A 26,343-nucleotide genomic window follows, 5' to 3' on the forward strand; every position below is an offset into this window, starting at 1 on the left:
GATTGTGGCATTTGCCTGTTTTTTACCGCCAAATCACGTCCTTCTTCTTATTAGGCTTTAATTACTAATTGATACAGATGCGTAAAATCATCGCTTTATTCGCTTGTGTGCTTGTTATGATGAGCATGGGTCAGGTGCAGGCTCAAAATAAAAAAGAGAAAGTAAACTACGACGCCAAGGATTTGGTTAACGGTCGGCGAGGATCTGTGCGCTATCAGAAATTGATTGGTGATGTGGTTTTCAGTTTCAAAAAACGTAATGCACAGATTTATGCCGATTCTGCTTACTATTACCGCAGGAAGGGTGAGATGGAGTGCTACGGAAAGGTACGTATTGTTGAGAATGACTCGATAAATATTACCTCGCGGAAGCTGGTTTACCGAACCACCGAGCGGATGGCCAAGCTGCGTGAGGATGTGGTTTACAGTGATGGCAACATGACGCTGTACACTGATTTTCTGGATTACAACACCACCAGCAAATCTGCCCACTATTTTAACTCTGGAAAAATTATTGATGGTGAAAATACCCTGACGTCAACTCAGGGGACTTACTACCCAAACCAAAAGAAGATGGTCTTTTCGGGGGAGGTAAAACTGGTGAACCCTGAATATACGCTCGAAACCGATTCCCTGATTTATAACACAGTTACCAAGGAAGCCACCACCTTTGGCTACACCAAAAGTACCCGTAGCGATGGCTCTACCCTTGATACTCCCCATGGCATGATTTACGACGCCAGCAGTCAGGAATCGCAAGTTTATTCTGGGGTGATTGAAACCGACGCCTACCGGGTGAAGGGGGACGATATGGTTTATAATAAAGCGGAGAACCTGTATAAGGTGATTGGCAACGTATATATGCTGTCGAAAAAAGACAGTGTGGAAATTACCGGTCAGGAGGCTTATTACGACAAATCGCGTGGCTATACCAAAATTTGGGGAAGCCCAGTGATGAAAAAAATTATGGAGGTTGACACTTTCTATCTTTCAGCAGATACGCTGATTGCTGTTGATAACAAACAGGAAAATGAAAATAAGATGTTGGCCTTCCATGATGTAAAGATATGGAAATCTGACTTGCAGGGAATCGCTGATTCTATGGCTTATAATATGAATGATTCACTGATTTACCTTTACGATGATCCATTGCTGTGGGCGCAGCGAAACCAGATTGAAGCGGATTCCATTTCATTGAAATTAGGAAAAGGTTCTCTGGATAAAATGTTCCTCCAACGGAATGCCTTCATTATTATGGAAGATACTGTGGGTAATTTCAATCAGATTAAGGGGCGTGAAATGGTGGCTCATTTTAAAGGCAAAAGCATTGAGGAAGTTGATGTGAATGGTAACAGTGAGTCGCTTTACTTTGCCCTGAAGCAAGACAACAGCTTGCAGGGACTTAACCGGATTCTGTGCAGTAATATGAAGATCTTTTTTGAAGGGACTCAACCTTCGGAAGTCCGCTTTTATGTTAAGCCTGAAGCAACCTTCTACCCTCCTCATGAAATTACGGATGAGCTCAAAGTACTTAAAGGCCTTAATTGGCGGAAAAGTGACCGTCCTACCCTCGAGGATGTCCTGGCGCCGAGAGGCGTGCAGCCTGCTGATTCTACTGGCGTTATCAGTACCCCTGCGCCAATTCTAAAAGAGGCGATAGACGCACCCGCTTTGAATGAATAACAAAACAAAAAAGGGCTACAACAATTAAGTGTAGCCCTATCCATAATCCCATTTGTCCTCCGTATTAAAGAAGGAAATTAACCTATATTGACTATAATAAAGAAAGGTAATTTTTTATATAATTACAATTATTTTTTGATTTTTTACGGCTTTTTCACTCACTTGTGCAAAAAGGGACTATTTTTGGTTGTATTTACACTATTTGAAATGAGCCTTTTTCCCTTAAAAATATAAACCCCATAATTTACAAGTGTTTATTGCTTATTAATGGGTTGCCTTCGGCGATGGATTGTGCGCATTGAAAGCAAATGGTTACGTAATATTTTTAGACTATGTTAATCTAATGTTGTGCTTTTTATAGTTTCTCCATTAAAGTCTTTTACCGTTAAGGTATTGCCCTCAAATACACCATAACTTGCTTGAAAGCCACCTTTTGGGAGTGCTACGGAACCTGGATTGAAGAAAAATAAGTCGCCTTCTTTTTCGGCTACTGGCAGGTGGGTATGGCCAGAAACAAAAATCGCATTTTTGGGCAAGGCTGGAGGGTCCATAGGTGTATGGAGGTGCCCATGTGTAATGTAGAAATATTGCCCTTCTGTTTGCAGAACAGTGTAATCCGCCATCATTGGAAAATCCAGTAGCATCTGGTCCACTTCGCTGTCGCAATTTCCGCGTACGGCAATGATTTTATTTTTATACGTATTCAGTAATTGGGCAACATCTGCAGGGGCATATTCTTCAGGTAATGGGTTCCGAGGGCCGTGATACATCAAGTCCCCAACCAGTACAATCTGATCTGCTTTTTCTTGTTCCACCGCCTTCAGGGCTTTTTTTATGGCCATCATCGACCCGTGGACATCCGAAATAAAAATGACCTTCATCTCTGTTTATTTTTTGTTGAAAATTGTAGCTGAACCTTGTGCTTTCGGGAGAATGGTAATATCACTGATATTGACATGCTCAGGGCGCAACACCATGAATGCGATAATGTCGGCAATATCTTTGGCATACAGTGGCTCGTAGCCCTCATACACTTTGCTTGCACGTTCCATGTCCCCTTTGAACCTTACAGCACTGAACTCTGTATCCACTGCGCCAGGGCATACATTACTGACCTTGATATTGAAAGGGTTCAATTCCATACGCAAGCCATCACTCAGGGCCGTAACAGCATGTTTTGAGGCACAGTAAACGCCTCCGTTAGGGTAGACCTCTTTTCCTGCAATAGAGCTGATATTGATGATATGCCCTGTTTTTCGTTCGACCATCATCGGGACAATCGTGCGCGAGACATAAAGCAAGCCTTTTACATTGATGTCGATCATGGCATCAAAATCGAGAATACTTCCCTGATGAATCAGGTCCAGACCATGGGCATTACCTGCATTGTTGATCAGCAGATCGATGGCCTTCCATTCTTCAGGAAGACTATGAATACATTGCTCCACCTTTTCCAGTTCTCTGACATCAAACAGTAGCGGGTAGGTATCGGTATCGAGGGTATTGGCGAGTTCAGTCAGTCGCTCTTCGCGGCGGCCACACAGAATCAGGTTGTAGTGTGGGGCTAAAGCTTCGGCAGTGGCTTTCCCAATACCTGAGGTAGCTCCTGTGATAAAGGCAATTTTCTTTTTCATCTTTTTTGAGGATAGAAGTGAGTCCCTGAAAGGACAGAAATGTACGAAAAGCCAATTTATCAATTTTATTGAAAAATAGCATTTCCGTTTTTATGCCGACAGCACAGGGCATAAAAAAAGCGGAACATGAAGTCCGCTTTTTTTAATTTTTTTTAGTCGTTATGAGTAACGTATTGATCCCATTTGGCCAGCACATTGGTGAAGTCCTCAGGAAGTTCGCACTCAAACTGCATCCATTCTTTACTGATCGGGTGCTCAAAACCAAGCGATTTGGCATGCAAAGCCTGCCGAGGCATAATCTTGAAACAATTATCAACAAACTGCTTGTATTTTGAGAATGAGGTACCTTTCAGTATTTTATTTCCTCCGTACATGGCATCACTGAAAAGTGGGTGGCCAAGGTATTTCATATGTGCACGAATCTGGTGTGTACGCCCTGTTTCAAGGTTACACTGAATCATGGTGACATAGCGCAATGGCTTGATTACTTTATAGTGGGTGATGGCTACGCGACCGAAATCCCCTTCAGGGAAAGCATCAACAACCCGACGATCTTTCAAAGATCGGCCAATGTTTACATTGATGGTCCCTTCCTGCTCTTTGGGCTCTCCCCAAACTAAAGCGTTGTAGGTACGCTCAATGCTGTGGTCAAAAAACTGGCGGGCCAATCCCGACATTGCCTGCTCCGTTTTGGCAATCACCAACAAACCACTGGTGTCTTTATCAATTCGGTGAACCAAGCCTGGGCGTCCGGTGTTACCTTCCATTTCTGGCAGGTTTTTAAAGTGATACGCAAGGGCATTCACCAAAGTGCCAGACCAGTTCTGGTGCGCTGGGTGTACTACCATCCCCGCTTCCTTGTTCACAACCAACAAATGGTCGTCTTCATATACAATATTTAGGGGGATGTCCTCAGGCACCACATCGGTATCGCGTGGCGGCTCTGGCATGGCCATGACCACTACATCCTCAGGGTGTAATTTGTGGTTGGGCTTTACGGTTTTATCATTGACGGTGATGAAACCATCTTTGATTCCCTTCTGAATCTTACTACGGCTCGCATTGGGCAGCTTGTCCATCAAGAATTTATCCAGGCGGATAATGGCTTGTTTGGGATCTGCTACGATACGATGATGTTCATATAACTCATTGATTTCTTCATCGAAAAAATCATTTTTTTCTTCACTCATAAGCTTGAATTTCAACCGCAAAGGTAGGTGCATGAACCCGAAAGTCCAAAGAGAGGACAAAATAAAGCCCCAAGCACAGCTTGAGGCAGATCTTTATTAACTTTTAACTTTTCTTAATTTAATTATTCCAACAGTATTCAGGATCTTAATGATAAGATAGGTGGGGTCGATCTCCCACCACTTTACACCAAAGTTCGGGCGATGCCCCATAGAGTGGTGATTGTTATGGTAAGATTCGCCCATCATCAGAAAATCTACTGGCAAAAGGTTCTTGGAGGTATCCGACACATCAAAGTTACGGTACCCGTATTTGTGCGCAAACCAGTTGATAATAACCCCATGAACAGGAGCAAGAAGAAATTGTACTGGCAGCAATAGCCACAAAAGGATATGATCGGCAAAGGCAACGTAAAAGGCAACATATACCAAACCCCAGCCGATTCTTGAAACCCAGCTTGAAGCGAATAGATCAAAACTTTTCCATTCGGGTACACCACGGGTAAATCTTTTTTCTACTTCGGTTCTGCTGTAAAGAATATCGGTGAAGATTTTCTTGGTGCGGAACATCATATAAAAAAGGTTCTTGTCGTAAATCGGGGAATGTGGGTCTTTCTCAGTATCTGCAAAAGCATGGTGCATACGGTGCAATACGCCATAAGCATAGGGGCTCAGGTAACTTGAGCCTTGCCCAATCCATGTCAGGATAAAAAAGACCTTTTCGGTTTTTTTCGACATGGAGAATGTTTTATGAGCTGCATATCTGTGCAGAAAGAAGGTCTGGAAAAACAGGGAGAAATACCAGGTAAAGATAAAGAAAAGAATAACTGCCATACGGAGGTAATAAAGAGTCAATAAAAGCTTTTGCTTATATGACAATCATCACCTCTGTTTGTGACAATTAAAAGAAATTATTTTGTGTCTTCTTTCAAGAAGTTGATGAAATCGTCCAAATTTCCCTCTCTACTTGCTTTCAGGAAGTGTTCGTAGCCTTTTTTTACCTGCTGTGTTTCTACATTGAAGCGTTCTTTTTGATCCTCAAGGCGTTGTTTGGCCCTTGAAACCAGTTGGCGACAATGATCTTTCTTTTTTTCGAAGATTTCAGAAATTTCGGGATAATCCAAGTTAAATACCTCGCGCAACAGATAGGTGCCTCGTTCCAAAGGGTTGAGTTTTTTCACCATTGTTTTGTAGGCCGAGCGCAACTGGTGGTCAATATCAGTCTTAAATTCTTCGACCTCTTTGGTGGAGGGAAGAAACTCTGATATGTCCATTGACCATGGGCACTCCATGCGGTGCCTCCATTGTTTCTTGAAATTCAGACAGGCGTTGGTAACTGCCCTCACAAGGTACGCCTTAGGGTTGGCTACCTTGGTGCGGTCCATGCTGGTCCACTTAATGAGGGTTTCTTGAACGATGTCTTCCGCATCTTTCAGATTGTCAAGTATTTCAAAAGCAATCTTAAAAAGAAGAGGTCTATAGGTGTTAATGCTTTGTGTCAGTTCCATTGTAATCACAAATATAATTTAATTATCATTGAATCAAATTAAATCAATGGCTAAGCGATGATTATTAACAAAATTGAGGAAACTCCTTTCGGTGTGCAACATGTAAGTGATGAAATTTTAAGTGATCATCAAAAGTAATGGCTGCTGTATTGAGAGGCTGTTTTTGTCTGTTTTTTTTTTACAGCACCCCACTTTTTTTTGGCTGTTGAGTTTCCAAAATCAAGGATGTATTTGTGCGTATTTACGTGGATGACGATGGATGGATTACTCCGTAGGTGTAAGGTCTTCTTCGGCTATAAACTCAAAGGCACCGATATCGGGTTTTTCATCTCGTGTTCGATCAAGGAAATCTTTTTTTACGGCAGTAGGTGTTGCCTGATCGATCTGAGGGCTATCTTCTTTCAGCTTGTAATTATCCTCTTCAATATTTTGAAAAAGGTCACTGCTGAAATAGTTGTTATATAAGTTCGTGTTTCCGAAATCCTGCAGGGTTTTCAGTAAAGAGAAGGTGATCTCTGCCGGAGAGTCAGTTCCTTCAATTGAGATTTCCTCCTGATTAGCACCCCAGACTATACTGTTGATCAGTTCAAAGTGAGGAGCATTTGCCTGCACTTTGCTGTTCGTTTCGGGAGCTTCGGGCTGTACCTTAATGAGTGGGTCGCGGCGCAACAGGCTACTTCCAATGCCGTTGATGGTCAGGTGATTTCCATAAAAATGTGTACCACCATAGCTGCAAATCATGGCTTTTCCACTCTTGGAGAAGATGCTGTTTTCGGCATGAATTTCCGCCTGGTTGATCAGTAGGCCGTATCCCCCCTGATTGATCAGCTGACAGTTTTTCAGCATCACAGGCGTGGTGCTGTTTTGAATACAAAGACTGTTTTGTGCATTTCTGACTTCGGTAAACTGCAGATTTATTTCACCCGTAGGGCTGTTAATGTGAATCCCAGACCACTGCGAGGGTGCTTCAACGGTCAGTTTTTCATTTCTGAAAACGATGGGCTGTTCATTTGTTCCCTGAGCCTGCAAGCTGCCAAATATATTGACTGCTGCGGCTTGTTGAGCAAGAAAAGTGGCGCCTGCTTCAATGGTAAGGTTTACGGCAGGTGCTACGGTCAGTGTATCAGTCAGTAGAAAAGGTCGGTCGGCTTTTAAGGTCGTATCCTGAAGGATGGTGTGCTTGCCAAAACGATAAACATCCTGTGTTGCCGCCTGGCATTTCACCTCTTGTTCGTTGCCGTTGGTCAGGAAGATTAAGCTGTCGGGCATGGCAACGGGGGCGTTTTCATTGGTGGCCTGAGCATGATACTGAACGATGATCAGCAAGGAATCTTTGCCCAATAGCCTGATGTTATTTTCTGTGGTGGTTTCGTTGCCGTTGATGATCACCTGATAGGGGGAGTTGTCTCCGCCTGCGAGCCGTATTTGGGTGATTTCAATGGCTTTCTCTGCGCGATTATAAACCTGAAGTTGCTCAAAGGTACTTTTTTGTCCACTGATAAGGGTATCGAACTGAAGGGTGTCTGTTGAAAAGGCCAGTTTCAGTATCGGGTCGGTAGACAATTGTTCTTCTTTAGGCAGGCATGCCCATGCAAAAAAGAGAAGGAAGAAGACTAAAAAAGAAAATCGCATATGGAGGCGGTCTGTTAAAAAATGCTCAGACGAATATTTATGAAGTGGAGAACCCACCCCCTACCATCAGGTAAAGGGTGAATTAATATTTTGAGAAAATGGAGAAGCCTATTGCTCCTCGCCATTCATTTTAGTGGCATTTTCAGCAATACGCAATTGCTCAACAATGTCACCAATGTCCCCGTCCATAATGGCTGGAAGGTTATGGGAAGAGTAACCGATGCGGTGATCTGTTACACGGCTCTGTGGATAATTATATGTTCGGATTTTATCTGATCGGTCACCAGAACCTACCAATGAGCGGCGGTGTTCCGAGATCGCATCATTATGCTTTTTCAGCTCAGCCTCATACAATCTTGAGCGCAGTACTGTCAGGGCTTTGTCGTAGTTGGCATGCTGTGAACGACCATCCTGACACTCCACAACCGTATTGGTCGGAAGGTGAGTTAATCGAACGGCAGATTCCGTTTTGTTGACGTGCTGCCCACCAGCACCTGAGGCACGGAAAGTATCTTTCTTGATGTCTTTCAGGTTCAGTTCAAAATCCACATCCTCTGCTTCGGGCATCAGGGCAACCGTAGCGGCCGAAGTGTGAACACGGCCTTGTGTTTCTGTCTGAGGAACGCGCTGTACACGGTGTACACCAGATTCAAATTTCAGCTTGCCGTAAACATCAGCACCAGAAACGGAGGCGATAATTTCTTTATAACCACCAGCAGATCCCTCTGTGGCACTCATCAGTGATACCGACCATTTGTTTTTTTCAGCAAATCGCTGATACATACGGAAAAGATCTCCCGCAAAAATAGAGGCTTCGTCGCCACCTGTTCCTGCACGGATCTCCAGGATACCATCTTTGGCATCATTGGGATCTTTGGGGATCAATAATTCTTTTAAATCTGCTTCAATCGTTGACACTTGAGGCTCCAGTTCATTCAGCTCCATTTTGGCCATATCCCGATAGTCTTCATCCTTCTCGGTCGACAAAATGTGCTTCGCCTCTTCAATACCACTGATTACCGTTCGGTATTCTTCATATTTTTTCACCACCTTTTCCAAGTCAGAGAATTCTTTGGTCAGCTTGGTGAATTGTTTCATGTCTGAAGCAATATCGGGCTGTACTAACAGTTGCCCAACTTCTTCATATCGAGCTTTGATAGCCTCAAGTTTTTCAGTCATTTTCGTTCTTTCTTATGAATATGCAAAGTTAATAAAAACAATGTTTTATTCCCCGTCAAAAGTAATCAGGATTGATAAAGCTTTGTGAATCATGGCTGTTTTCATCTTTTTTTTACTATAATTACTCTTATCAATCACTGATTGTAAATTAATTTGACCATTAGTAGTTCTGAATAGTACATGGTTTGGTGTTGTCAGGAATGGAATTTAGGCGCCTGAACCCGATTTTAGTACAGCTTTAGGTTAAATTAAGTTGGTGATTATTTTTCGTTGATTTCAATAGCTTGTATATTGAAAAACAGATTACTTTTGTGATAATGAAGCGACAAATCATTTTTCTCTTAATATTATTTTCAACCTGTTCCATTGCTTTTGCGCAGGGAAACCAATCCTATGCTTTTCAGAAGCTGTACCTTTATACTTTTATGAAGTATATAGAGTGGCCTAATGCGGAGGTAAATGAAAAGTTTACCATCGGCTTTGTAGGCTATTCAGGGCTTTACCCTCATTTGGAAAAAATGGCAGAGGAGAAGGAAATCAGGGGGAAGGCGATTGAATTGAAGAAAATCAGTTCAGTAGAAGAAGCCCAACAATGCCAGCTATTATATGTGCCCAGTGGGCAGGCAGATTTGCCCAACTATATTGAAGCTCTGAAAGGCTCGCCTGTTTTGATTGTTTCTGATCTGGAAGGGGCAGCCGAAGAAGGCGCTGGCTTTAGTTTTTTGATGGTGGACGGTAAATTAAAGTTTGACATTAACACCACAACGATAGAAGCATCGCAGTTGAGTATTAAGGATGCGCTGAAGAAGTTTGCTGTTAATACTTACTAAAAAAATAAAGACATAAAAAAACCTTGATCATCGGCGATCAAGGTTTTTTTATGGTTAAAGCACTCTTGGGTGCTTAGATATTCATTAATGATTCACGACGACGCATCTTTCCTGCAGGAATACCAAACATCATCTTGAAACGGCGACAGAAATAAGCGGTATCTTTATAGCCTACTTCTTTACCGATGTCGCGAATAGATTTCTTGGTTGTTCTCAATAAACCTACCGCCTTCTCCATGCGCTGGTACTCGATATAATCCTGAGGGTTAATTCCTGTCAGCATTTTAAAATACTGCCCAACATAATCCTCAGAAACATTGGCTACACTCGCCAAAACTTTATTGGACAGATCGCCTTCAAGATTCTCCTTGATATAATTGAAGATATCAATCAATCGAGGATCCTTAAAATAAGTACTGTTCGTTGCCAGTTGTTCAACAAACAGGCGGTTGCGGATAATGTGGCGAACAATCTCCACCACCAAATATTCGGTATTGATTTTTACCACACGTTGGTTACCTGCCAACTCAGATACACTTTCCTTCAAGATGGAGCGCATGATAGCCGCCAAGCGATCATTTCTACCAATAATGAAAGGTGGAATATCAAGAGAGTTGAAGAAGTTTACAGAATCAAATACTTTAGCTTCAAAAGAAACATAAGAGAAATTTTCTGCAATGGTATCCTCGAGCTCAGAATGATGGAAAGATTTGAAATAGTCATCACGCTGTGTGATGAACTCATCATTGTTTAAAACATCTGGCTTACCTGACCCATAAGAAATGGTGGTCGAGTGGCCTCCAGGAATAAACAAAATATCCCCTTCTTTTACTAATTCATCTTCTTCTCCAAATCGTACTTCACCTTTATTAAGTAATAATATGGTGTTTTCAACATCGTAGAAATTGGTGATTGTTAAGGGTTGTAATATTTTAATATTTTTTGCCTTAGCATATCTTACGCCCAATGACTCGATAATCTTGTTATAATCTTCCATGATCTATCAACTTACACTGTTCAATAATCCCTGAATTATCAAATTAAACCAAAGCTGTGTTTATTAACTTACTGAAAATAAGTGTTTAATGTTAGGGCTTATTGGTTTTGTTCAAATTTAGTAATTTAATTTTTTATATTTTATTCTTCGGTTATTTTTTTTCGATCAAAATTAATCTAAGAACAATTCAAAAATTAAAATGTTTATGTTTTTCTGACTTAAAAGAAATTATTTTAGCCCTGTTTATCATAATTTACTGCCGAAAGGGGTAACATGTTTCAATTATTAAATATTTAAGTGAAAAGGCGAAAATTATACTAATTGGGGCTATCTTTTTGTCTTTTAAGATGATGATTTTGCTTTATTTTAAATCAAAAAATAGGCCACAATGTTTGGGCTTATGTATAAAATGATGAAAATATTGATAATTAGCAATGCGTACAGCTGAACAGTTAGGCTGTTTGTATTGGTAAAATGCTGTTTAGGAGCTTATAATCGGTTGTTAGTCAAACATTTTAGGGGCTTAATATTATAGTTCAATAATTGAATAAAAATTGAACTTGACTAATAAATAGTTAGCGGTTTTATTTAGGCGGACTAAAAAGCGGTTCGTTTGTATAATACAATAGTCAATAAAGGTGTCTTTTCCCCTGCTCAGGAAATCATGTTTTGTGTCCTGAACCAGGCCAGTGCTTCTTTGATCGCCTGATCAATGCCCGACTGGGGCATCATGAGTTCTTTCTGAGCTTTGGAGGCGTGGTAATAATTTTTAACGCATAAGATTTTAGCGTTTGCAGGGGTCAGTTCAATGGCTTTTCCACTGATGCTGCGCCAGGCTACACCAAACCTGGCCCCTAATTTAAGTAAAGGCTTGGGTAAGGTGATAATCACTTTTGGAAGCTGGTTGAGTTGTTGGCATTTTTTGAAAAACTGGCGGTAAGAGAGGTTTTCACCTGCGAGAATGAAGGCCTCCCCTGCGCTACCGTTGATCAGCCCATTAACAATTGCCGTGGCGGCATCTTTGGCCGAAACAAAGTTTTTTCCCCCTGGAGGAGCAAAGGCAAACCACTGGTTGGCCATGAGCAGGATGCGCCCCGAGGAAGGCTTGGCATCGTAAGGCCCAATAATGAAACTTGGATTGACGATAATGGCATTCAGCTTTTGCTGCTGAACGGCCTCGAGGACTATTTTCTGTGCGTTCACTTTACTCTTGGCATAGCCGGTACGCATAAATACAGGGCTCGGAGGAAGGGCCTCATGGCCTGGGCTTTTCTTTGTGCCATAGCCAAAAGCATTCGCTGTACTCACAAATATAAACCGATGAATTTTTTGCCGTACAGCCGTCTCTACGAGCGCACGGGTGCTGTTGGTATTGAAAGCGTAGAAATCAGCAGTGAGTCCATTCATATTGGTGTTGGCGGCCGTGTGAATAACCGCCTGGCAGTCCATCATGGCTTCTTCAATATGGTCGGGGTTGGTCAGTTGCCCATAAAATATTTCAACGTTCAAACCTTCAAATCCTTTAATATTCGCTTTGGGGCGAACCATCGCTTTAGGTTCGTAGCCTTTTTGTAGTAGTGCTCTGATGACATTGCTTCCTAAAAGGCCGTTGGCGCCAGTGACGAGTACTTTCATTAATTATTTGGTGTTGGTGAATTGAGAAATTTCAACTTTAACCCTATTTGTTAAAAATGGTACTCGGATGGCACCAGGTAACAGGACGCTCAGTAAGTGAAAGAATTTATTGCCTAAACCAGGCGTAATGACGGCTTTTCTTGCATACATTTTTTTCAATCCTACTTGAGCGGTTTTTTCAGGGCTCAGGCAGGCAATTCTGGCAAACCATCCTTGCTTTTTTGTTCTGCGAGTGACCTCAGGGTTGGTCATCATCGGGCCTGGGGTAATAACACTAACCGATACATTGGAGTTTTTAAGCTCTTCCCTCAAACCCACAGAGAAGGTATAAACAAAGGCCTTGGATGCTGGATAAACGGTTTTAAAGCCCGTTGGGTGAAAACAAGTCATACTTGATACATTCAATATCCAGGCATGGGGCTGAAGTTTTAACTGATCGAGCAGTGAGTAGGTCAGGAATGTAAGTGCTGTAATATTCAGACGTAATATATTTTCAATATATGGCCACTGAACATGCTCCATCGCCTTGGAGCCGCCCGTGCCAGCATTGTTAATTAAAGTATCAATTGGCCGATGCAGTAATTCTTGCTCTACCAGTAACCGAAGCGAAGTGGCATCTGTCAGGTCAGTGGTAAAATATATCACGACCGTATTATAGGTTTGCCTTAGCTTTTCAGCCAACATTTTCAGTCCGCTGTCTTGCAGTGCAATTAAAATCAAAGGCTTACTTTGCTGGGCAAACAGTTCAGCAAAAGCTTTTCCCAAACCAGAGGAAGCTCCAGTAATCAGGGTATAGGGAGGGGTAGCAGACATGGTCAAAATTTAGCGGAATGATATCTACCTTAACTTATTTGCGCGCCGAATTGATTATTGAATCAAATTTAATTGCAATATTTTTTGTTGAATGTGCTGATCTGTTCATTTGAACCAATCACAATAATGGTCGTGTGCTCTTCTATTTTGTCATGAATGGAAGGGTTGAAATTGAATTGTTTATCGGGCATTTTTAGGCCAATCACCGAAACGCCTGTCATGTTTCGCACATCCATCTCTTTGATGGTCAGGTTACGGTACTTCTGCGCAATATTCTCGTAGCGAATTTCTTCCATCTGCATATCAACATTCGTTACACCACTGAGCAGGTCAATAAACTCAATCACCACAGGTTTGGTAATCAGCTGTGCCATATGGTAACCACCAAGGGTATCTGGCTTAACAATGCGCGACGCACCCGCCCGCATCAGCTTTTTCTCGGAAGATTCTTCATTGGCCCTCGCAATAACACGCACATGGGGGTTCAGCTCACGGCAAGTGAGGGTAATAAAAACATTTTCGGCATCTGAGGGCAAGGTGGTAATCAGTGCTTTGGCGGCAAGTATCCCTGCCTTAATGAGCACATGGTCCATTGTGGCATCTCCAAGAATGATCGATGAGCCAATGTTGTAGGGAAAGGTATCGAGCACTTCTGTATTGGCTTCTACCACCACAAAAGGGGTGCCTGCGCGCGCCAGCTCCTCACAAGCTTTTATCCCATTTCGTCCCAGGCCACACACAATCACATGGTCTTTCAGGCGTTTAACTTCTCGGTTCATTTTATATCGGTTTAACATTTTATTGACTTCCCCACCAAAAAGGTAGCTGGTCAGGGTAGAAACTCCAAAGGCGATGATAATCAGGTTACTGACAATATAGCAGGAGGTAAAAAGGCGTGCCGCTGGGCTGAGTGGAAAAATTTCTCCGTAGCCCACCGTCGAGATAGTGATGATGGACATATACGAAGCATCCACCAGTGAAAACCCTTCGTGAAGGTAATAGAAGGAAGTGCCAGTTAAAAAACTGATCAGCAGTAAACTGACAGCGACAAAGAGCCTTTTAAATGAGGGAAGAACATCTCGGTCTATAAAAGCGAATTTCAATATGTGATGGGCTAAAAGGGAATAATCTATGAGAAAAATTCAATTCCCAAAATTATTAAAAAAAAAGTTCATTTGGATGAAATTGAGAAATCTTTCTTCAACATCAAGATTTTTACACCTATGATGAATCCTATTAGTTGGTCTGAAATATGGCTTTATTGTAATAAAAAACACAAAAAATAGGCGGAATTTTGATTGTGTAAAAACTTTATGGATGTTAATAATATTTGTCTATATGTAAAATACGCCAAATAATATTCAACAACGGATATTTACTATTGATCGTATTAGTAATTATAGGGTAGTAGAATAGTTACATCCAAAACTTATTTGTCTGAAAGTAAATATTGGTCTCTTTCTGCCCCATCGATTTGAATATCTTATCATTTACCTGACAGAAGACGATAACCAAGGAGGATATATGAGCCTATTAGATAAAATAAAAAAGAACTACCACAGTAACACGGTTGAATTGACAGTGTCCGAGTATCTGGAGCTGTGTAAAACCGACCAAACGGCCTTTCTCAAGCCTGCAGAAAGAATGCTGAAATCCATAGGGGAACCTAAAGTGATTAATACGGGTGATGACCCGAAGTTAAGCAGACTGTTTTCCAACAAACGGATTAAGGTCTACCCTGCTTTCGAGGATTTCTATGGAATGGAAACAACAATTGAGCAAATTGTTTCCTACTTCCGCCACTCTGCCCAGGGATTGGAAGAGAAAAAGCAGATTCTGTACTTGATGGGACCTGTTGGTGGTGGTAAAAGTTCATTGGCTGAAAAGGTGAAAGCACTCATTCAGGAAAATCCTATTTATGTGCTGAAAGCCGGAGATACGGTTTCACCAGTATTTGAAAGCCCTTTAGGGTTGTTTTCTTCCTATAAGAAAGAGATCGAAGAAGCTTATGGTATTTCTTCTCGTTACATTCCGATGTGTATGAGTCCTTGGGCTTCCAAACGGTTGAAAGAGTTTGGGGGAGATGTTAATCAATTTCGTGTTGTGAAGATGTACCCATCGGTGCAGGATCAGGTAGCGGTAGCGAAAACAGAGCCTGGTGACGAAAATAACCAGGATATTTCAACCTTGGTGGGTAAGGTGGATATTCGTAAGCTTGCCGAGCATCAACAGTCCGACCCTGACGCCTACTCTTTCACTGGAGGTTTGTGTCTTGCCAATCAAGGGGTGATGGAGTTTGTCGAGATGTTTAAAGCGCCTATTAAAGTGCTTAACCCATTACTTACAGCCACACAGGAAAATAATTATAAAGGAACAGAGCCTATCGGGGCAATTCCTTTCGATGGAATTATTCTTGCCCATTCCAATGAATCTGAGTGGGCGAAGTTTACTTCTGATAAGAAAAATGAAGCCTTCCTCGATCGGATTTATAAAGTACAGGTGCCTTATGTGCTGCGGGTTGATAAGGAAATCAAGATTTATGAAAAGTTGATTCGAGAAAGCTCACTCAGTGAAGCCGCTTGTGCACCGCAGACCCTCGAAATATTAGCACAGTTTGCCGTGATGTCACGTTTGACTCCCTCAGAAAACTCTTCTTTATTTTCAAAAATGAGAGTTTACAACGGGGAGTCTCTTAAGGATACTGACCCTAATGCTAAAAGCCTGCAGGAGTATCAGGATGAGGCTGGTATTAATGAGGGAATGACGGGGATTTCTACCCGATTTGCCTTTAAGGTACTGTCAAAAGTATTTAATTATGATACTGATGAAATTGCAGCCAACCCCGTTCATTTGCTCTATGTCTTGGAGCAGGAGATCATTAAAATGCAGATGGATAAAGATCGGGAAGAACGTTATCTGAATATCGTGAAATCAGTGCTGGCATCGAAATATGCAGAGTTTATTGCTGATGAAATTCAGAAAGCATATATCGAATCCTATTCAACTTACGGACAAAATATCTTTGAGAAGTATGTTGTATATGCAGATCATTGGATGCAGAATAACGATTACCGTGATCCAGATTCGGGTGAGATGCTTAGCCGATCGATGCTGAATGATGAACTGGAGAAAATTGAAAAACCTGCAGGAATTGCGAATCCCAAGGATTTTCGTGCTGAGGTAACCAATTTTACCTTACGCTATAAGGCCTCGAATGAGGGACAGTCGCCAAGGTGGGATACCTATGAGAAAATCAAGACGGTCATTGAAAAGAAAATCTTCGCTAATACAGAGGATTTGTTGCCTGTAATTACCTTCAATGCTAAATCCAATAAGGAAGATGAGGCCAAGCATAAGGACTTTATCAACCGAATGCAGGATCGTGGGTATACTTACAAGCAGATCCGTATTCTTGTAGATTGGTTTATGCGTGTCAGAAAGACCATGGCCTAAGCCAGTATAAAGCTTGAAAATAACCCAGGGTCAGCTCCATGATTCTGGGTTTTTCTTTATCGAATTAAACCAACCAAGGTGATGGGAAAAATTATAGACAGACGCCAAAATTCCAAAGGGAAATCGACAAGTAACCGACATCGGTTTTTGCGCCGTGTGGAAGACCAAATAAAAAAAGCATTACCTGATTTGATCAGTCAGGAAAAAATTACCGATGCCTCCAAAGGGGGGACCGTCCGCGTACCCATAAAAAAAATCAGTGAACCCTCTTTTCACCATGACGGACGGACGGGCAACAAAACAACTGTACGGCCAGGAAATGATCGTTTCAATCAGGGGGATAAGATTCCCAAACCACCAAGTGGAGAAGGTAAAGGCAGCGGACAAGGGCAGGGCTCCAATGATCCTGCGGTCACGGAAGATGAGTTTTCGGTGACCATTACCCGTGATGAGTTCCTTCATTATTTTTTCGATGATCTGGAATTGCCAAATCTGCTGAAAAAATATATGGAGCAAACCGAGGCGACCAAGTTACGCCGTGCAGGTTATTCAAAAGAAGGGAGCCCCGCAAAATTGGCGATCAAAACAAGTTATCAGCAATCTATGGCTCGGCAGATTGCCATTAAGGGAGTGCTGAAAAAGAAGCTTGAAGGTTTAAAAGCAGCTTATGAGAGCAGTACTGATGTTGAAGAAAAGGCTTCCCTATTGGCTGAAATTGAATTGGTAGAGAAGCAGATGAAGAATGTTCCGTTCTTTGATCATATCGACCTGCGGTATAAAAACCATGAGCCCCACCCGCAGCCGATTACCTCTGCGGTGATGTTTTGTATTATGGATGTTTCTGCCTCTATGGGGGAGCATGAAAAGGATATTGCCAAACGATTTTTTACGCTGTTGTATATCTTTTTACAGAAGCAGTACAAGAAAATTGAGATTGTTTTTATCCGCCACCATACTGTGGCCAAAGAGGTTGATGAGGAAGAGTTTTTCAATTCCAGGGAATCAGGGGGTACGATCGTGGCGCCTTCTTTAAAGCTGATGCGTGATATCATCCGTGAACGGTACAACCTCTCTGATTGGAATATTTATTGTTGCCAGGCTTCGGATGGTGATGCCTGGTCTGAACGTGATGCGGTCGAATGCCGAAACATTATTAAGGAGCAATTGCTACCGCAGGTGCAGTATATGGCCTATCTGGAAATAAATAACAGCGAGTACTCCAGTTATCTGTGGCAAAATTATAAGGCCATTTCGGAGGATTCAGGATTTTCGATCAGGAAAATATATCAGGTATCTGAAATATGGCCTGTATTCAAAGGCCTTTTCAAAAAGAAATCGGTGATAAAAACAACTTAAACCTCCTTCCTTTTTTCATTACTTATACCCATCAATTGAATAACCCCCTATGAGCATACATTCAAAAAAAGAACTCAGTAAAAAGATGTTTTCCAATCCTCATTGGGATTTTGAATCTATTGAGCTGGCCAATGAGATCACCGACTATTTTGGGAAATCTTTCCTGAAGCTTGACACCTACCCCAACCAAATTGAAGTTGTAACTTCTGAACAGATGCTTGATGCCTACTCGCTGATTGGTTTGCCAACCTCTTACCCGCACTGGAAGTTCGGAAAAGACTTTGTGATTAATCAGAATAATTATCGGCAAGGGCGAATGGGGCTTTCCTATGAAATGGTCATCAACAGCAATCCCTGCATCTCCTATAATATGGAGAATAATTCGACTTGCTTGATGGTTCTCGTGATTGCGCATGCCTGCCAGGGGCATAATGCCTTTTTCAAAGGGAATTATATGTTTAAAGACTGGACGAGCGCCGATGCAATTCTTGATTATATGGTTTTTGCCCGTGATTATGTGCTCAAATGCGAGGATGAGTTTGGTTATGAGGAGGTGGAGGCTACGCTGGATGCCTGCCATGCACTGATGAACCTTGGTGTTGATAAATACAAAAAACCCAGTGAGCGAAGTATCAGGGAGGAAAATGAACGGTTGCGGCAGCTGGTAGATTTCAAGCGGGAGAGTTATAATGAACTGTGGAAAACGATTCCTTCCTCAACCTCACCCATTGTAGAGGAAAGGCAGCGTGGCGCTGAAGTGGAGGAAAATATCCTGTACTACATTGAGAAAAATGCCCCCCGATTACCCCAATGGAAGCGGGAGTTAATCAGAATTGTCCGTAAGGTCAGTCAGTATTTTTATCCGCAGTCACAAACCAAAGTAATGAATGAGGGTTTTGCCACTTTTACACATTACCACCTGATCAATAAAATGCATGATGAAGGATTTCTCGAAGAAGGTTTTATGCTTGAGTTTTTGCACCATCACAGTAGTGTGATCTTTCAGCCGCCCTATTCAAGTAAGTTTTTCAGTGGGTTGAATCCCTATACCCTGGGCTTCAACATCTTTATGGATATGAAGCGGATTTGTGAAAATCCGACAGCCGAAGATAAAGCATGGTTCCCAAATATGGCAGGAAAAGACTGGCTGGAACATTTTCATTTTGCCATGCAGAACTTCCGTGACGATTCCTTTTTGTTGCAATACCTGTCACCGAAAGTGATGCGCGACATGCGACTGTTTGCAATTCGCGATGATGAGAAGGAGAAGCATTATGAAATTACGGCAATTCACAATGAGTCTGGCTATCGAAAATTAAGGGAGTCGATCAGTTCGCAATATGCTCGGGAGAATTATGTGCCCGATATTCAGGCGGAGAAAGGGGATTTACATGAAAGTAACGTATTGAAGCTTATCTACAACCCAATCCATAACTATCAGCTGAATGATAAAGAGGCGGAGGAAACACTGGACTATGTGCGGTACCTGTGGGGGTTTCCAGTACATCTTTACCGTAAAAATAAACTCGGTGTTAACCAGTTGCTGAAAAAGTCTTACTAAATAAAAAAAGCTGTCTTAAAGGACAGCTTTTTACTTTTATTTTTTGATCAGTTCCTGTGACTTCTCCAAGTCGAAAAGATCATTCAAAACATCAACAATCTGGTCAGCTTCATCACGCTTGCAGGCGGCTTTTAGTTGCAACACAGGCAGCTTCATAATTCGCTGAACCATGGACTTGGTAACCTTCTCCATCATTTTAGCTTCTTCGTCAGAAGCATTTTTGAGGTATCTGGTTAATTCCTGTTGGCGGATTTGCTCCAAAGCATTTTTCATTTTCTTGATCGTCGGCGAAACCACCATCTCCTTGCTCCAATTCATGAACTCGGCCTGGCATTCCACGATAATCTCCTTCACCATTGGTATCGCCTTAATGCGTTTATCCAAAGCTTTATTGGTGGTTGCAGTAATATTATCAATATTATGAAGTGTGGCTCCTGAAATGTTTTCAATTTCCAACTCAATACTTCTTGGCACTGAAAGGTCGATGAAATGTTTGTAACCGTGAATAGGGAAGCTTCTGACAAAATCAGCAGTAATAAACGGTTTGTCCATCGCCACCGAGCTGATGATTACATCCGCCTCTTCGGCAAGGAATTTTTTCGCAGATTCAAAAGGAAGCGTCTTGACGTTCAGCTCATCGGCTAACTTGCTTGCTTTACTTTCTGTTCTGTTGGAAATATAAATTTCCTGAAAGCCAGCATCCACCAGGTTTTTAGTAACATCTTCCCCGATTTCTCCCAGTCCAAGAACCAGAATTTTAGGGTTGACAATCTGTGTCGTGAGGTTTTCAGCAATTTCTGAAGCAGCATAAGAAACAGAAGCAGCACCATCGCGGAAAGCTGTTTCTTGAGATACCCGTTTGTTGCAGTAGAATATGGTATGCATCAGACGGTGAAGAAATGGGCCCGCCATATTTTCATCACAAGCCCATTGATAAGCTTTTTTCACCTGGTTGGAAATCTGAATATCTCCGACCACTTTAGATTCCAAGCCCATACTTATCTGAAATAAGTAGTGAACAGCTTCGTGATGATTGGTAATACCAGTGAATTTTTGAGCAACAGAACACGGGTTTGGCAGGTGTTTTACCAATCCAACAATTCGACCGATCTCAAACGTTAAGTCTTTACTGTGATTGTAATAGACCTCCGTTCGGTTACATGTTGAAAGCACCAAAGCCTCGTTAATTCCCAACTTCTCTTTAAGTTCAAAAAGTAAGGTTTTACACCCTTGCTCATTAAGCGCAACGATTTCTCGCAGATCAATTTCTGCGCTTTTGTGCGAAATCCCTGTTACTTTAATCTGATTTACCATAATTTCTTCTTCTACCTCACAAAAATACTTGTTTCCTCACTAAATTCGCTGATAATAATCATTTTTGAAGGTTATTTATATCTATTCTAAATTATTCAGCGAAAATCAAGCCGTTTTACTCATCTCCTACCTATTTATGACTAATAGATCTTTAATATAAAACTGTTAGTGAAGGGTGGTCAGCATAGAAAAATTAATAAATTTTTGTCGATTCTATTATATATTTGTGGCTTAAAGGGGCAAAATGTCCTTGTTATTTTTAAAAATAAAATATGATTTTTAAGCAATTTATTTCGGTTTGGATGGCTGTAAAAAGTATCCTGATCGGTTGCCCTTTTCCTAATGAAGTGTGTGAGTCTTGCCCAGATCGGCTTTATGAAATTAATATGGTTGGCAAGTTACCTGACCAGGTGAAGGAGTCCTCGGGTTTGGCGGCACATAACGATTTGTTTTTTACCCATTCGGATAGCGGTGGCCCCGCTGTTTTATATGCCTTTAAAGATGGTGAAGATTTAAAGGGGGAAATTGCGATTCCAGGTGTTAAAAACGTCGATTGGGAAGATTTGGCGCAAGATAATGACGGCCACGTTTTTATAGGCGATATTGGCAATAATTTGAATGGGCGAAAAGACCTGACCATTTATCGTTACAATATTTTCAGCAGCGATGTGGAGGTGATTAATTATCATTATGAGGACCAGCGGGATTTTCCTCCCAAAAAGAATAAGGACAAACGTTTTGACTGCGAGGGGATGTTTTGGGCCAGAGGTCACCTTTATCTGATTGCTAAAATTCGGGGAGGTAAACAGGTTAAGATTTATCAGTTGCCTGATCGGGCAGGAAGCTATGAGGCAAAAGTGGTGCAGGAATTCAAAATGAAATTGCAGGTAACGGGTGCAGATATCAGTCCAGATGGTCGTCAGGTGGTGCTTTTGAGTTACGGAAAGGTGCTGATGTACAAGACTTTTTTCGAGGAGGATAATACCATTCAGCTGGTACCAGTATACTGCAAACGGTTTTTAAATTCAGGGCAGTCAGAGGGAGTCTTGTTTTTGGATGAAGAACGCCTTTTGATTACCAATGAAAAAGGGAAGGTGTTTTTGATGGAACGCAGGGTGCCAATAGAGCAGCAACCTGAGGAGTTGAAGGAGCGGCCGATTGTTGCCCCGCCGATTGTTCCCAAGGAGCAAATCAATAATACGGACCGATAATGTGCGTGATCCACAGTTTTGTGAGTAATTATTGTGGATATGTTGAAAACTCGGTGGATAACTCTTTACTTATCCACTAATCATTGTGAAACATGAGTGGTTTGTCGGTGAAACAGCGATAAAATTCATGATTATCGAAAATCCGAAACGGTAAATGTAAATAAAAAGGGGTTTTCCACATGTTAATTGTGGAAAACCCCTTTTTTGTGGATAAGTGAATTGATTACAGCTTATTTGTTGAACGGTAATTTTTAGATTTCACTTTTTTTGGTGTACTGCGTTTTCGATTTTTCTGCTTGATTTTCAGGTGTTGGTTGTACAGGTATTTTGTTCCTGATTTATTCCATGGGCGATAAACAACACCAATAGAAGAGTAAAAGTACCCATCTTTGGCTTGCCCTTCTACTTTAATGCCATCGAGAAAATCTGAGGTTGAAAAGCGATAAGCCCCTTCGATATTCACGGTGAACTTGTCAGAGATATGATAATTAAAACCTAAGCCAACAGGGACAATTATGCCTAATTGAGCGTGTGAAATCATGGAAATGTTATCCGTGCTGGGGCTGGTGGCATTGTTGATCACGAAGCCGTCATTTCTAATTGAAGAGGAGCTGTAGTCTTCATGAATAAACATGACGTTACCCAGGCCTACGAATAGGTCAATATCCCAGTATTGTGTGGCTTTTAGATAGTTGAGGCTGGTCAGGATTTTTCTTCTGATGACTGCATAGTACTCTATATTTCTGCTGCTAAAAGCGAGGGAAACAGAATCTTTATACATGGGAAGTGATCCGCCATCGAAAGTTTGGCTGAAAAAGTTTAGGTGTGCAGAAGCTGACCAGTAGTTGTTAATCTGATAATGAATCCCTATGCCTACCAGTGGGTTAAAGTAACTTTTACTGTCAGCCAGTTTAAGGGCGTCAGTATTCAAAGTGGTACTTCCTACCGATGCACCAAAAGACCATTTACTGCGCAGGTTCGTGTGATGACTAAATCCTTTGGAGGCTGCTCGGCCTTGGGCAAAAACGGAGCCTGTTGTAAGGATCAGTAGAAAAAATAATAGGTTGAAACGTTGTGTCTTCATAGGTGGGACATTGGTTAAATCAGGTACTCAAAGTCAAATAGATTCCTTCAGGGCGAAAGATAATTGATTCAACTATATATATAAAATGATTTACTCAATACCACAGGCAGAGGTTGGAGCTTCTGATTTGTTGATGAAGTAACAAACGTATGTTTTGTGGAAGAATTATGGGGTGTTATTTTATAAGAATACTTGTAAGTGATTGATTAGCAGGTGGTGAGTGGCGGTGGCTGTTTAGAGTTGGTACTTACTCTTGTTTGGATCATTGATAAAATCGACCAAGTCCTGAAATTTGTTAAGAATGACAACATTATCAGGTTCTTCAATGCCTTGCCCAACAATTTGGGGGCCACTGATCAAAATAGTGCTTTTGGGGAATTTTTGGGAAATATCATCAACAAACCGCTGAACTTCAATAAATGAGGTTGGCGTGACAGTGAGGATGGTTAACAGAAAATCGGGTTTATGGATATCATAAATGGAGATCAGATGCTCAAAAGGCAAACTTTGGCCGAGGTAATAAGTACGGTTTTTACGCTGTCTTAATAAATAATTGGCAAACAGAAGGCCAATATCGTGCAGTTCGCCGTCGGGCAAAAACAGCATATATTTATCCTTGACTTCCTTTTCAGAAATAAACTGACTGTCAATCGCGACCATCAGCTTTTGTCGTACTAAATTGGAAATAAAATGCTCTTGAGCGGGGTTAATTCCGCCTGTCAGCCATAGTAATCCCACTCGGCTCATGAAAGGATAAACAATATTCACCATCGTTTTCTCAAAACCGTGCTTTAGAATATTGGTCCCCATAATTTTCTCAAAACGTTCTTCATCGAGCTCGACCATAGCCAGGGTTAGGGCATAAATCTGCTCAGGGAAAGAAGTTTGAGAATCCGTGATTTTGATGACTTTCTCCCGCATTTCCCTTTCGTCCATTTTGGCAATATTGGAAATACGGATACCGTTTTCTTTAAGCAGGGAGACATTGAGAATCAGGCGTAAATCTTCGTCAGAATAAAGCCTGATGTTAGTATCTGTACGCTGAGGTTTGAGAAAGTTGTAACGCTGCTCCCAAATTCTGAGGGTGTGCGCCTTCACTCCTGATAGCAACTCAAGGTCTTTAATGGAATAATTTGACATATTTAATTTAGTTAATTAGGCTACGATATAGTCTAAACGCCTTGTACGCTAAAATTATAGCATATTCCAAAGAAAAATAAAAAAGAAACATTGCACCAAAAAGAAAATATGGGCAAGTGGATTTTTATGAACGTTGATGGTTTGAAAGTAAAAATAGCTTAAAGAAAAAGCAATGACAAACCAGCCTAAATAGTTATGAATTGGTACATCCGCGGAGGACCAATGCCAGAAATCCAGGTGGATGGCCACAGGTTCAATAAAGAGATCAAGCACAACAAGCATTGTAGCAACGAGGAGGGCCTTCATGATTTTTGGGAGTCGAACCTTATCCAGTAAAAAGGAGGCGCTATAAATCAGGCCAAACCAGTTCAAGCCGATGGTCAGTGGGGTATTCCATAACTTCCAGCCAAGGGTATGGCCATAGCTGTAATTTCCGAAAATGATGCCTGTGTTGGTGCCGACCATTTCGGCGAGGAGGCCAACAGAGTAGCAAATGAGGGCAAAGCGGAAGAAAGCGGCTTGTTTATTTTCTGCTAAGCCAAATAAAATGCCATTGGCAAACAGTAAATTTAGCGGTGTCAGGGCCTGAAAGTAGGTTTGGGTTTCAGGGATTAATAGGCCGATAGCACCTGCGACGTGCATGCTAACGAACAGTGGCAGCAAGTATTTCGGCCTAAAAAAAGCGGAGGAAGATAGGTTGATATGGTACATGGTTAAAATTCGAAATCGTCTTCGTTCATCTGTATCGCCTCATCAATCAAGGCATAAATAACATTGGGCTCGTAACCTTTTTGGGCGGCATGCTGAACGGTCTTCATCTTGCGTTTATAAAGGTCTTCTTCTTTGAACAACTGATGGTATTTTTTATAAAGAATTCGTGTCAGTACCCGATCGTAATCGTCTGCTTTAATTTCTTCATTCATGGCTTTTTGGATCAAAGATTCATCTACCTGTTTAAGTTTTAGGGCTTGGCGAATCTTAATTTTCCCCCACTTCTGATAATAAAACTTACCTCTTGCATAGGATCGGGTGTAACGCTCCTGGTCAAGGTATTTTTCCTCCTGAAGTTGTTCAATGGCCACGGGGATTTTCTCTTCTTCGAGTCCCCACTTGCTCAGTTTTTCATGAACTTCATGGATACAGCGATCCTGATAAGCGCAATAGTTGGCCGCCTTCAGGTAAAGGGATTTATAGTCTGCCTGGTTTCTTCTCTGCATGTCTAAAAATACAAATCTTTCAGCTTAAGTAAAGTAATTTGCAACTTATGATTGTTGAATATAATGAATATCAGAACATTTCATAAAATCAAACGCATTAGTAACTAACTGATTTTTAGATCGTTAGAAAAGTATATAATAGAATGCATTGGTGTTATGGGTATTTCCAGTGAATCAAATTGTAGGTTTGCGCCCATGTGATTATTGAGTATTGAATGTATGCACACCTTATTGCAATTCTTTAAAAGCTCTGCTTGAAACGCAGGGCTTTTTTTAGGCTTAAAATTTTTTGCTTCAAGGCAAGTCGGCCTTTGGGCGCAAAAAAAAAGCTACTGCAAAAACAGTAGCTTTGGTATAATATTTTTTGAAGGGAGGTTTAAGCGGCTTTCTTTTCAGCAACTTTATTGACCCATTTGTTGTCTCCTTTTTTATCAAATTTACGATCAAGAATGACGCTCTCTAAAAAGCTGAATTCACGTTCCCCTTTGAATACGCGGAACGGAAGGTGAATCAATTGCGCTTTTGAGATCCAAAGTACATACGCATCTTTGGTTTTTGTAACCTCCTGAACTTGATCCCACTTCATTGGCATTCCCTGACGTTCGTTCATCTTGATCAGGATTTGCTGACTCGTGATCTCATAGTAAAGCTTTTCGAACAATAATTGCCCTTGCTCCATTTGCGTTAGTCCAGCGAACTGAATCATCCAAAATAGTACATAAATTACCAAAGCAACGGTTGCCATGGAAAACCACCACCATGAAGGGATAAAGATAGCTCCTGAGCAAATTGCCAAATAAATTAATGCAACCCACCACTGTTTTTTCAGCGTGTGCAGCATGGCCATTTTAATGTACTCGTTCTTGTCTAATTGAACTTTTTTGGTCTTAATGATCATAACTGTTAAAAT

General features: G+C 41.5%; 23 protein-coding genes. 6 read left to right on the forward strand and 17 right to left on the reverse strand.

Features of this window, described 5'->3' with window-relative positions:
- Positions 1 to 77 precede the first annotated feature (77 nt).
- Positions 78 to 1,682: an OstA-like protein gene (locus AABK40_RS00670; RefSeq protein WP_338397393.1), complete on the forward strand. Its 1,605-nt coding sequence runs from the start codon at positions 78 to 80 to the stop codon at positions 1,680 to 1,682.
- Positions 1,683 to 2,017: 335 nt separating this feature from the next.
- Here AABK40_RS00670 and yfcE read toward each other — a convergent pair whose 3' ends face one another.
- The 7 genes from yfcE to prfA all read right to left on the reverse strand — a co-directional run bounded on the left by yfcE (position 2,018) and on the right by prfA (position 8,822).
- On the reverse strand, positions 2,018 to 2,563 hold the full coding sequence (gene yfcE / locus AABK40_RS00675) for a phosphodiesterase (RefSeq protein WP_338397394.1): 546 nt from the start codon (positions 2,561 to 2,563) through the stop codon (positions 2,018 to 2,020).
- A 6-nt stretch (positions 2,564 to 2,569) separates the two neighbouring features.
- A complete protein-coding gene (locus AABK40_RS00680; protein WP_338397395.1) occupies positions 2,570 to 3,316 on the reverse strand; it encodes an SDR family NAD(P)-dependent oxidoreductase in 747 nt (248 codons plus the stop codon).
- Between the two features lie 152 nt (positions 3,317 to 3,468).
- Positions 3,469 to 4,506, reverse strand: coding sequence for an RluA family pseudouridine synthase (locus tag AABK40_RS00685; protein WP_332922183.1), 1,038 nt, complete (start codon positions 4,504 to 4,506; stop codon positions 3,469 to 3,471).
- A 96-nt stretch (positions 4,507 to 4,602) separates the two neighbouring features.
- Positions 4,603 to 5,337, reverse strand: coding sequence for an acyl-CoA desaturase (locus tag AABK40_RS00690; protein WP_332922182.1), 735 nt, complete (start codon positions 5,335 to 5,337; stop codon positions 4,603 to 4,605).
- Positions 5,338 to 5,414: 77 nt separating this feature from the next.
- Positions 5,415 to 6,011: a sigma-70 family RNA polymerase sigma factor gene (locus tag AABK40_RS00695; RefSeq protein ID WP_332922181.1), complete on the reverse strand. Its 597-nt coding sequence runs from the start codon at positions 6,009 to 6,011 to the stop codon at positions 5,415 to 5,417.
- A gap of 264 nt (positions 6,012 to 6,275) precedes the next feature.
- Complete coding sequence (locus AABK40_RS00700; RefSeq protein ID WP_338397396.1) at positions 6,276 to 7,643, reverse strand: hypothetical protein; 1,368 nt, start codon at positions 7,641 to 7,643, stop codon at positions 6,276 to 6,278.
- A gap of 108 nt (positions 7,644 to 7,751) precedes the next feature.
- A complete protein-coding gene (gene prfA / locus AABK40_RS00705) occupies positions 7,752 to 8,822 on the reverse strand; it encodes a peptide chain release factor 1 (RefSeq protein WP_332922179.1) in 1,071 nt (356 codons plus the stop codon).
- A gap of 317 nt (positions 8,823 to 9,139) precedes the next feature.
- Between prfA and AABK40_RS00710 the strand changes: the two genes are divergently transcribed.
- Positions 9,140 to 9,652 (forward strand): YfiR family protein, encoded by a 513-nt coding sequence (locus tag AABK40_RS00710; protein ID WP_332922178.1) that lies wholly within the window; start codon positions 9,140 to 9,142, stop codon positions 9,650 to 9,652.
- Positions 9,653 to 9,725: 73 nt separating this feature from the next.
- Here the strand turns inward: AABK40_RS00710 and AABK40_RS00715 are convergent, their stop codons facing one another.
- The 4 genes from AABK40_RS00715 to AABK40_RS00730 all read right to left on the reverse strand — a co-directional run bounded on the left by AABK40_RS00715 (position 9,726) and on the right by AABK40_RS00730 (position 14,200).
- On the reverse strand, positions 9,726 to 10,649 hold the full coding sequence (locus AABK40_RS00715) for a helix-turn-helix domain-containing protein (protein WP_332922177.1): 924 nt from the start codon (positions 10,647 to 10,649) through the stop codon (positions 9,726 to 9,728).
- A 654-nt stretch (positions 10,650 to 11,303) separates the two neighbouring features.
- Positions 11,304 to 12,284 (reverse strand): NAD-dependent epimerase/dehydratase family protein, encoded by a 981-nt coding sequence (locus AABK40_RS00720; RefSeq protein ID WP_332922176.1) that lies wholly within the window; start codon positions 12,282 to 12,284, stop codon positions 11,304 to 11,306.
- 3 nt (positions 12,285 to 12,287) lie between these two features.
- On the reverse strand, positions 12,288 to 13,097 hold the full coding sequence (locus tag AABK40_RS00725) for an SDR family NAD(P)-dependent oxidoreductase (protein WP_338397397.1): 810 nt from the start codon (positions 13,095 to 13,097) through the stop codon (positions 12,288 to 12,290).
- Between the two features lie 68 nt (positions 13,098 to 13,165).
- Entirely contained in the window at positions 13,166 to 14,200 is a 1,035-nt protein-coding gene (locus AABK40_RS00730; RefSeq protein WP_332922174.1) for a potassium channel family protein, read from the reverse strand.
- A 421-nt stretch (positions 14,201 to 14,621) separates the two neighbouring features.
- On the opposite strand from AABK40_RS00730, the gene AABK40_RS00735 reads away from it, so the two are divergent.
- From AABK40_RS00735 to AABK40_RS00745, 3 genes are all read left to right on the forward strand, one after another.
- Positions 14,622 to 16,550 carry a PrkA family serine protein kinase gene (locus AABK40_RS00735; RefSeq protein WP_332922173.1) on the forward strand — a complete coding sequence of 643 codons (1,929 nt, stop codon included), beginning with the start codon at positions 14,622 to 14,624 and terminating at the stop codon, positions 16,548 to 16,550.
- 81 nt (positions 16,551 to 16,631) lie between these two features.
- On the forward strand, positions 16,632 to 17,906 hold the full coding sequence (locus tag AABK40_RS00740; RefSeq protein WP_332922172.1) for a YeaH/YhbH family protein: 1,275 nt from the start codon (positions 16,632 to 16,634) through the stop codon (positions 17,904 to 17,906).
- 49 nt (positions 17,907 to 17,955) lie between these two features.
- The gene (locus tag AABK40_RS00745; protein ID WP_332922171.1) at positions 17,956 to 19,467 is read left to right on the forward strand and encodes a SpoVR family protein; all 1,512 of its coding nucleotides are present in this window, start codon (positions 17,956 to 17,958) and stop codon (positions 19,465 to 19,467) included.
- A gap of 36 nt (positions 19,468 to 19,503) precedes the next feature.
- Here AABK40_RS00745 and hemA read toward each other — a convergent pair whose 3' ends face one another.
- Entirely contained in the window at positions 19,504 to 20,781 is a 1,278-nt protein-coding gene (gene hemA / locus AABK40_RS00750; RefSeq protein WP_338397398.1) for a glutamyl-tRNA reductase, read from the reverse strand.
- A gap of 272 nt (positions 20,782 to 21,053) precedes the next feature.
- Here hemA and AABK40_RS00755 point away from each other — a divergent pair, with 272 nt between their 5' ends.
- Positions 21,054 to 21,992, forward strand: coding sequence for a hypothetical protein (locus AABK40_RS00755; RefSeq protein WP_332922169.1), 939 nt, complete (start codon positions 21,054 to 21,056; stop codon positions 21,990 to 21,992).
- A gap of 223 nt (positions 21,993 to 22,215) precedes the next feature.
- Here AABK40_RS00755 and AABK40_RS00760 read toward each other — a convergent pair whose 3' ends face one another.
- From AABK40_RS00760 to AABK40_RS00780, 5 genes are all read right to left on the reverse strand, one after another.
- Positions 22,216 to 23,076 carry a hypothetical protein gene (locus AABK40_RS00760; RefSeq protein ID WP_332922168.1) on the reverse strand — a complete coding sequence of 287 codons (861 nt, stop codon included), beginning with the start codon at positions 23,074 to 23,076 and terminating at the stop codon, positions 22,216 to 22,218.
- Between the two features lie 234 nt (positions 23,077 to 23,310).
- Positions 23,311 to 24,216 carry a MerR family transcriptional regulator gene (locus AABK40_RS00765; protein WP_332922167.1) on the reverse strand — a complete coding sequence of 302 codons (906 nt, stop codon included), beginning with the start codon at positions 24,214 to 24,216 and terminating at the stop codon, positions 23,311 to 23,313.
- A gap of 54 nt (positions 24,217 to 24,270) precedes the next feature.
- Positions 24,271 to 24,927 carry a carotenoid biosynthesis protein gene (locus tag AABK40_RS00770; RefSeq protein ID WP_338397399.1) on the reverse strand — a complete coding sequence of 219 codons (657 nt, stop codon included), beginning with the start codon at positions 24,925 to 24,927 and terminating at the stop codon, positions 24,271 to 24,273.
- Between the two features lie 2 nt (positions 24,928 to 24,929).
- Positions 24,930 to 25,433 carry a regulatory protein RecX gene (locus tag AABK40_RS00775; RefSeq protein WP_332922165.1) on the reverse strand — a complete coding sequence of 168 codons (504 nt, stop codon included), beginning with the start codon at positions 25,431 to 25,433 and terminating at the stop codon, positions 24,930 to 24,932.
- Between the two features lie 376 nt (positions 25,434 to 25,809).
- The gene (locus tag AABK40_RS00780) at positions 25,810 to 26,331 is read right to left on the reverse strand and encodes a YcxB family protein (protein WP_332922164.1); all 522 of its coding nucleotides are present in this window, start codon (positions 26,329 to 26,331) and stop codon (positions 25,810 to 25,812) included.
- Positions 26,332 to 26,343 lie beyond the last annotated feature (12 nt).

It is taken from the genome of Persicobacter psychrovividus, assembly GCF_036492425.1.
Taxonomy (GTDB): Bacteria; Bacteroidota; Bacteroidia; order Cytophagales; family Cyclobacteriaceae; genus Persicobacter; species Persicobacter psychrovividus.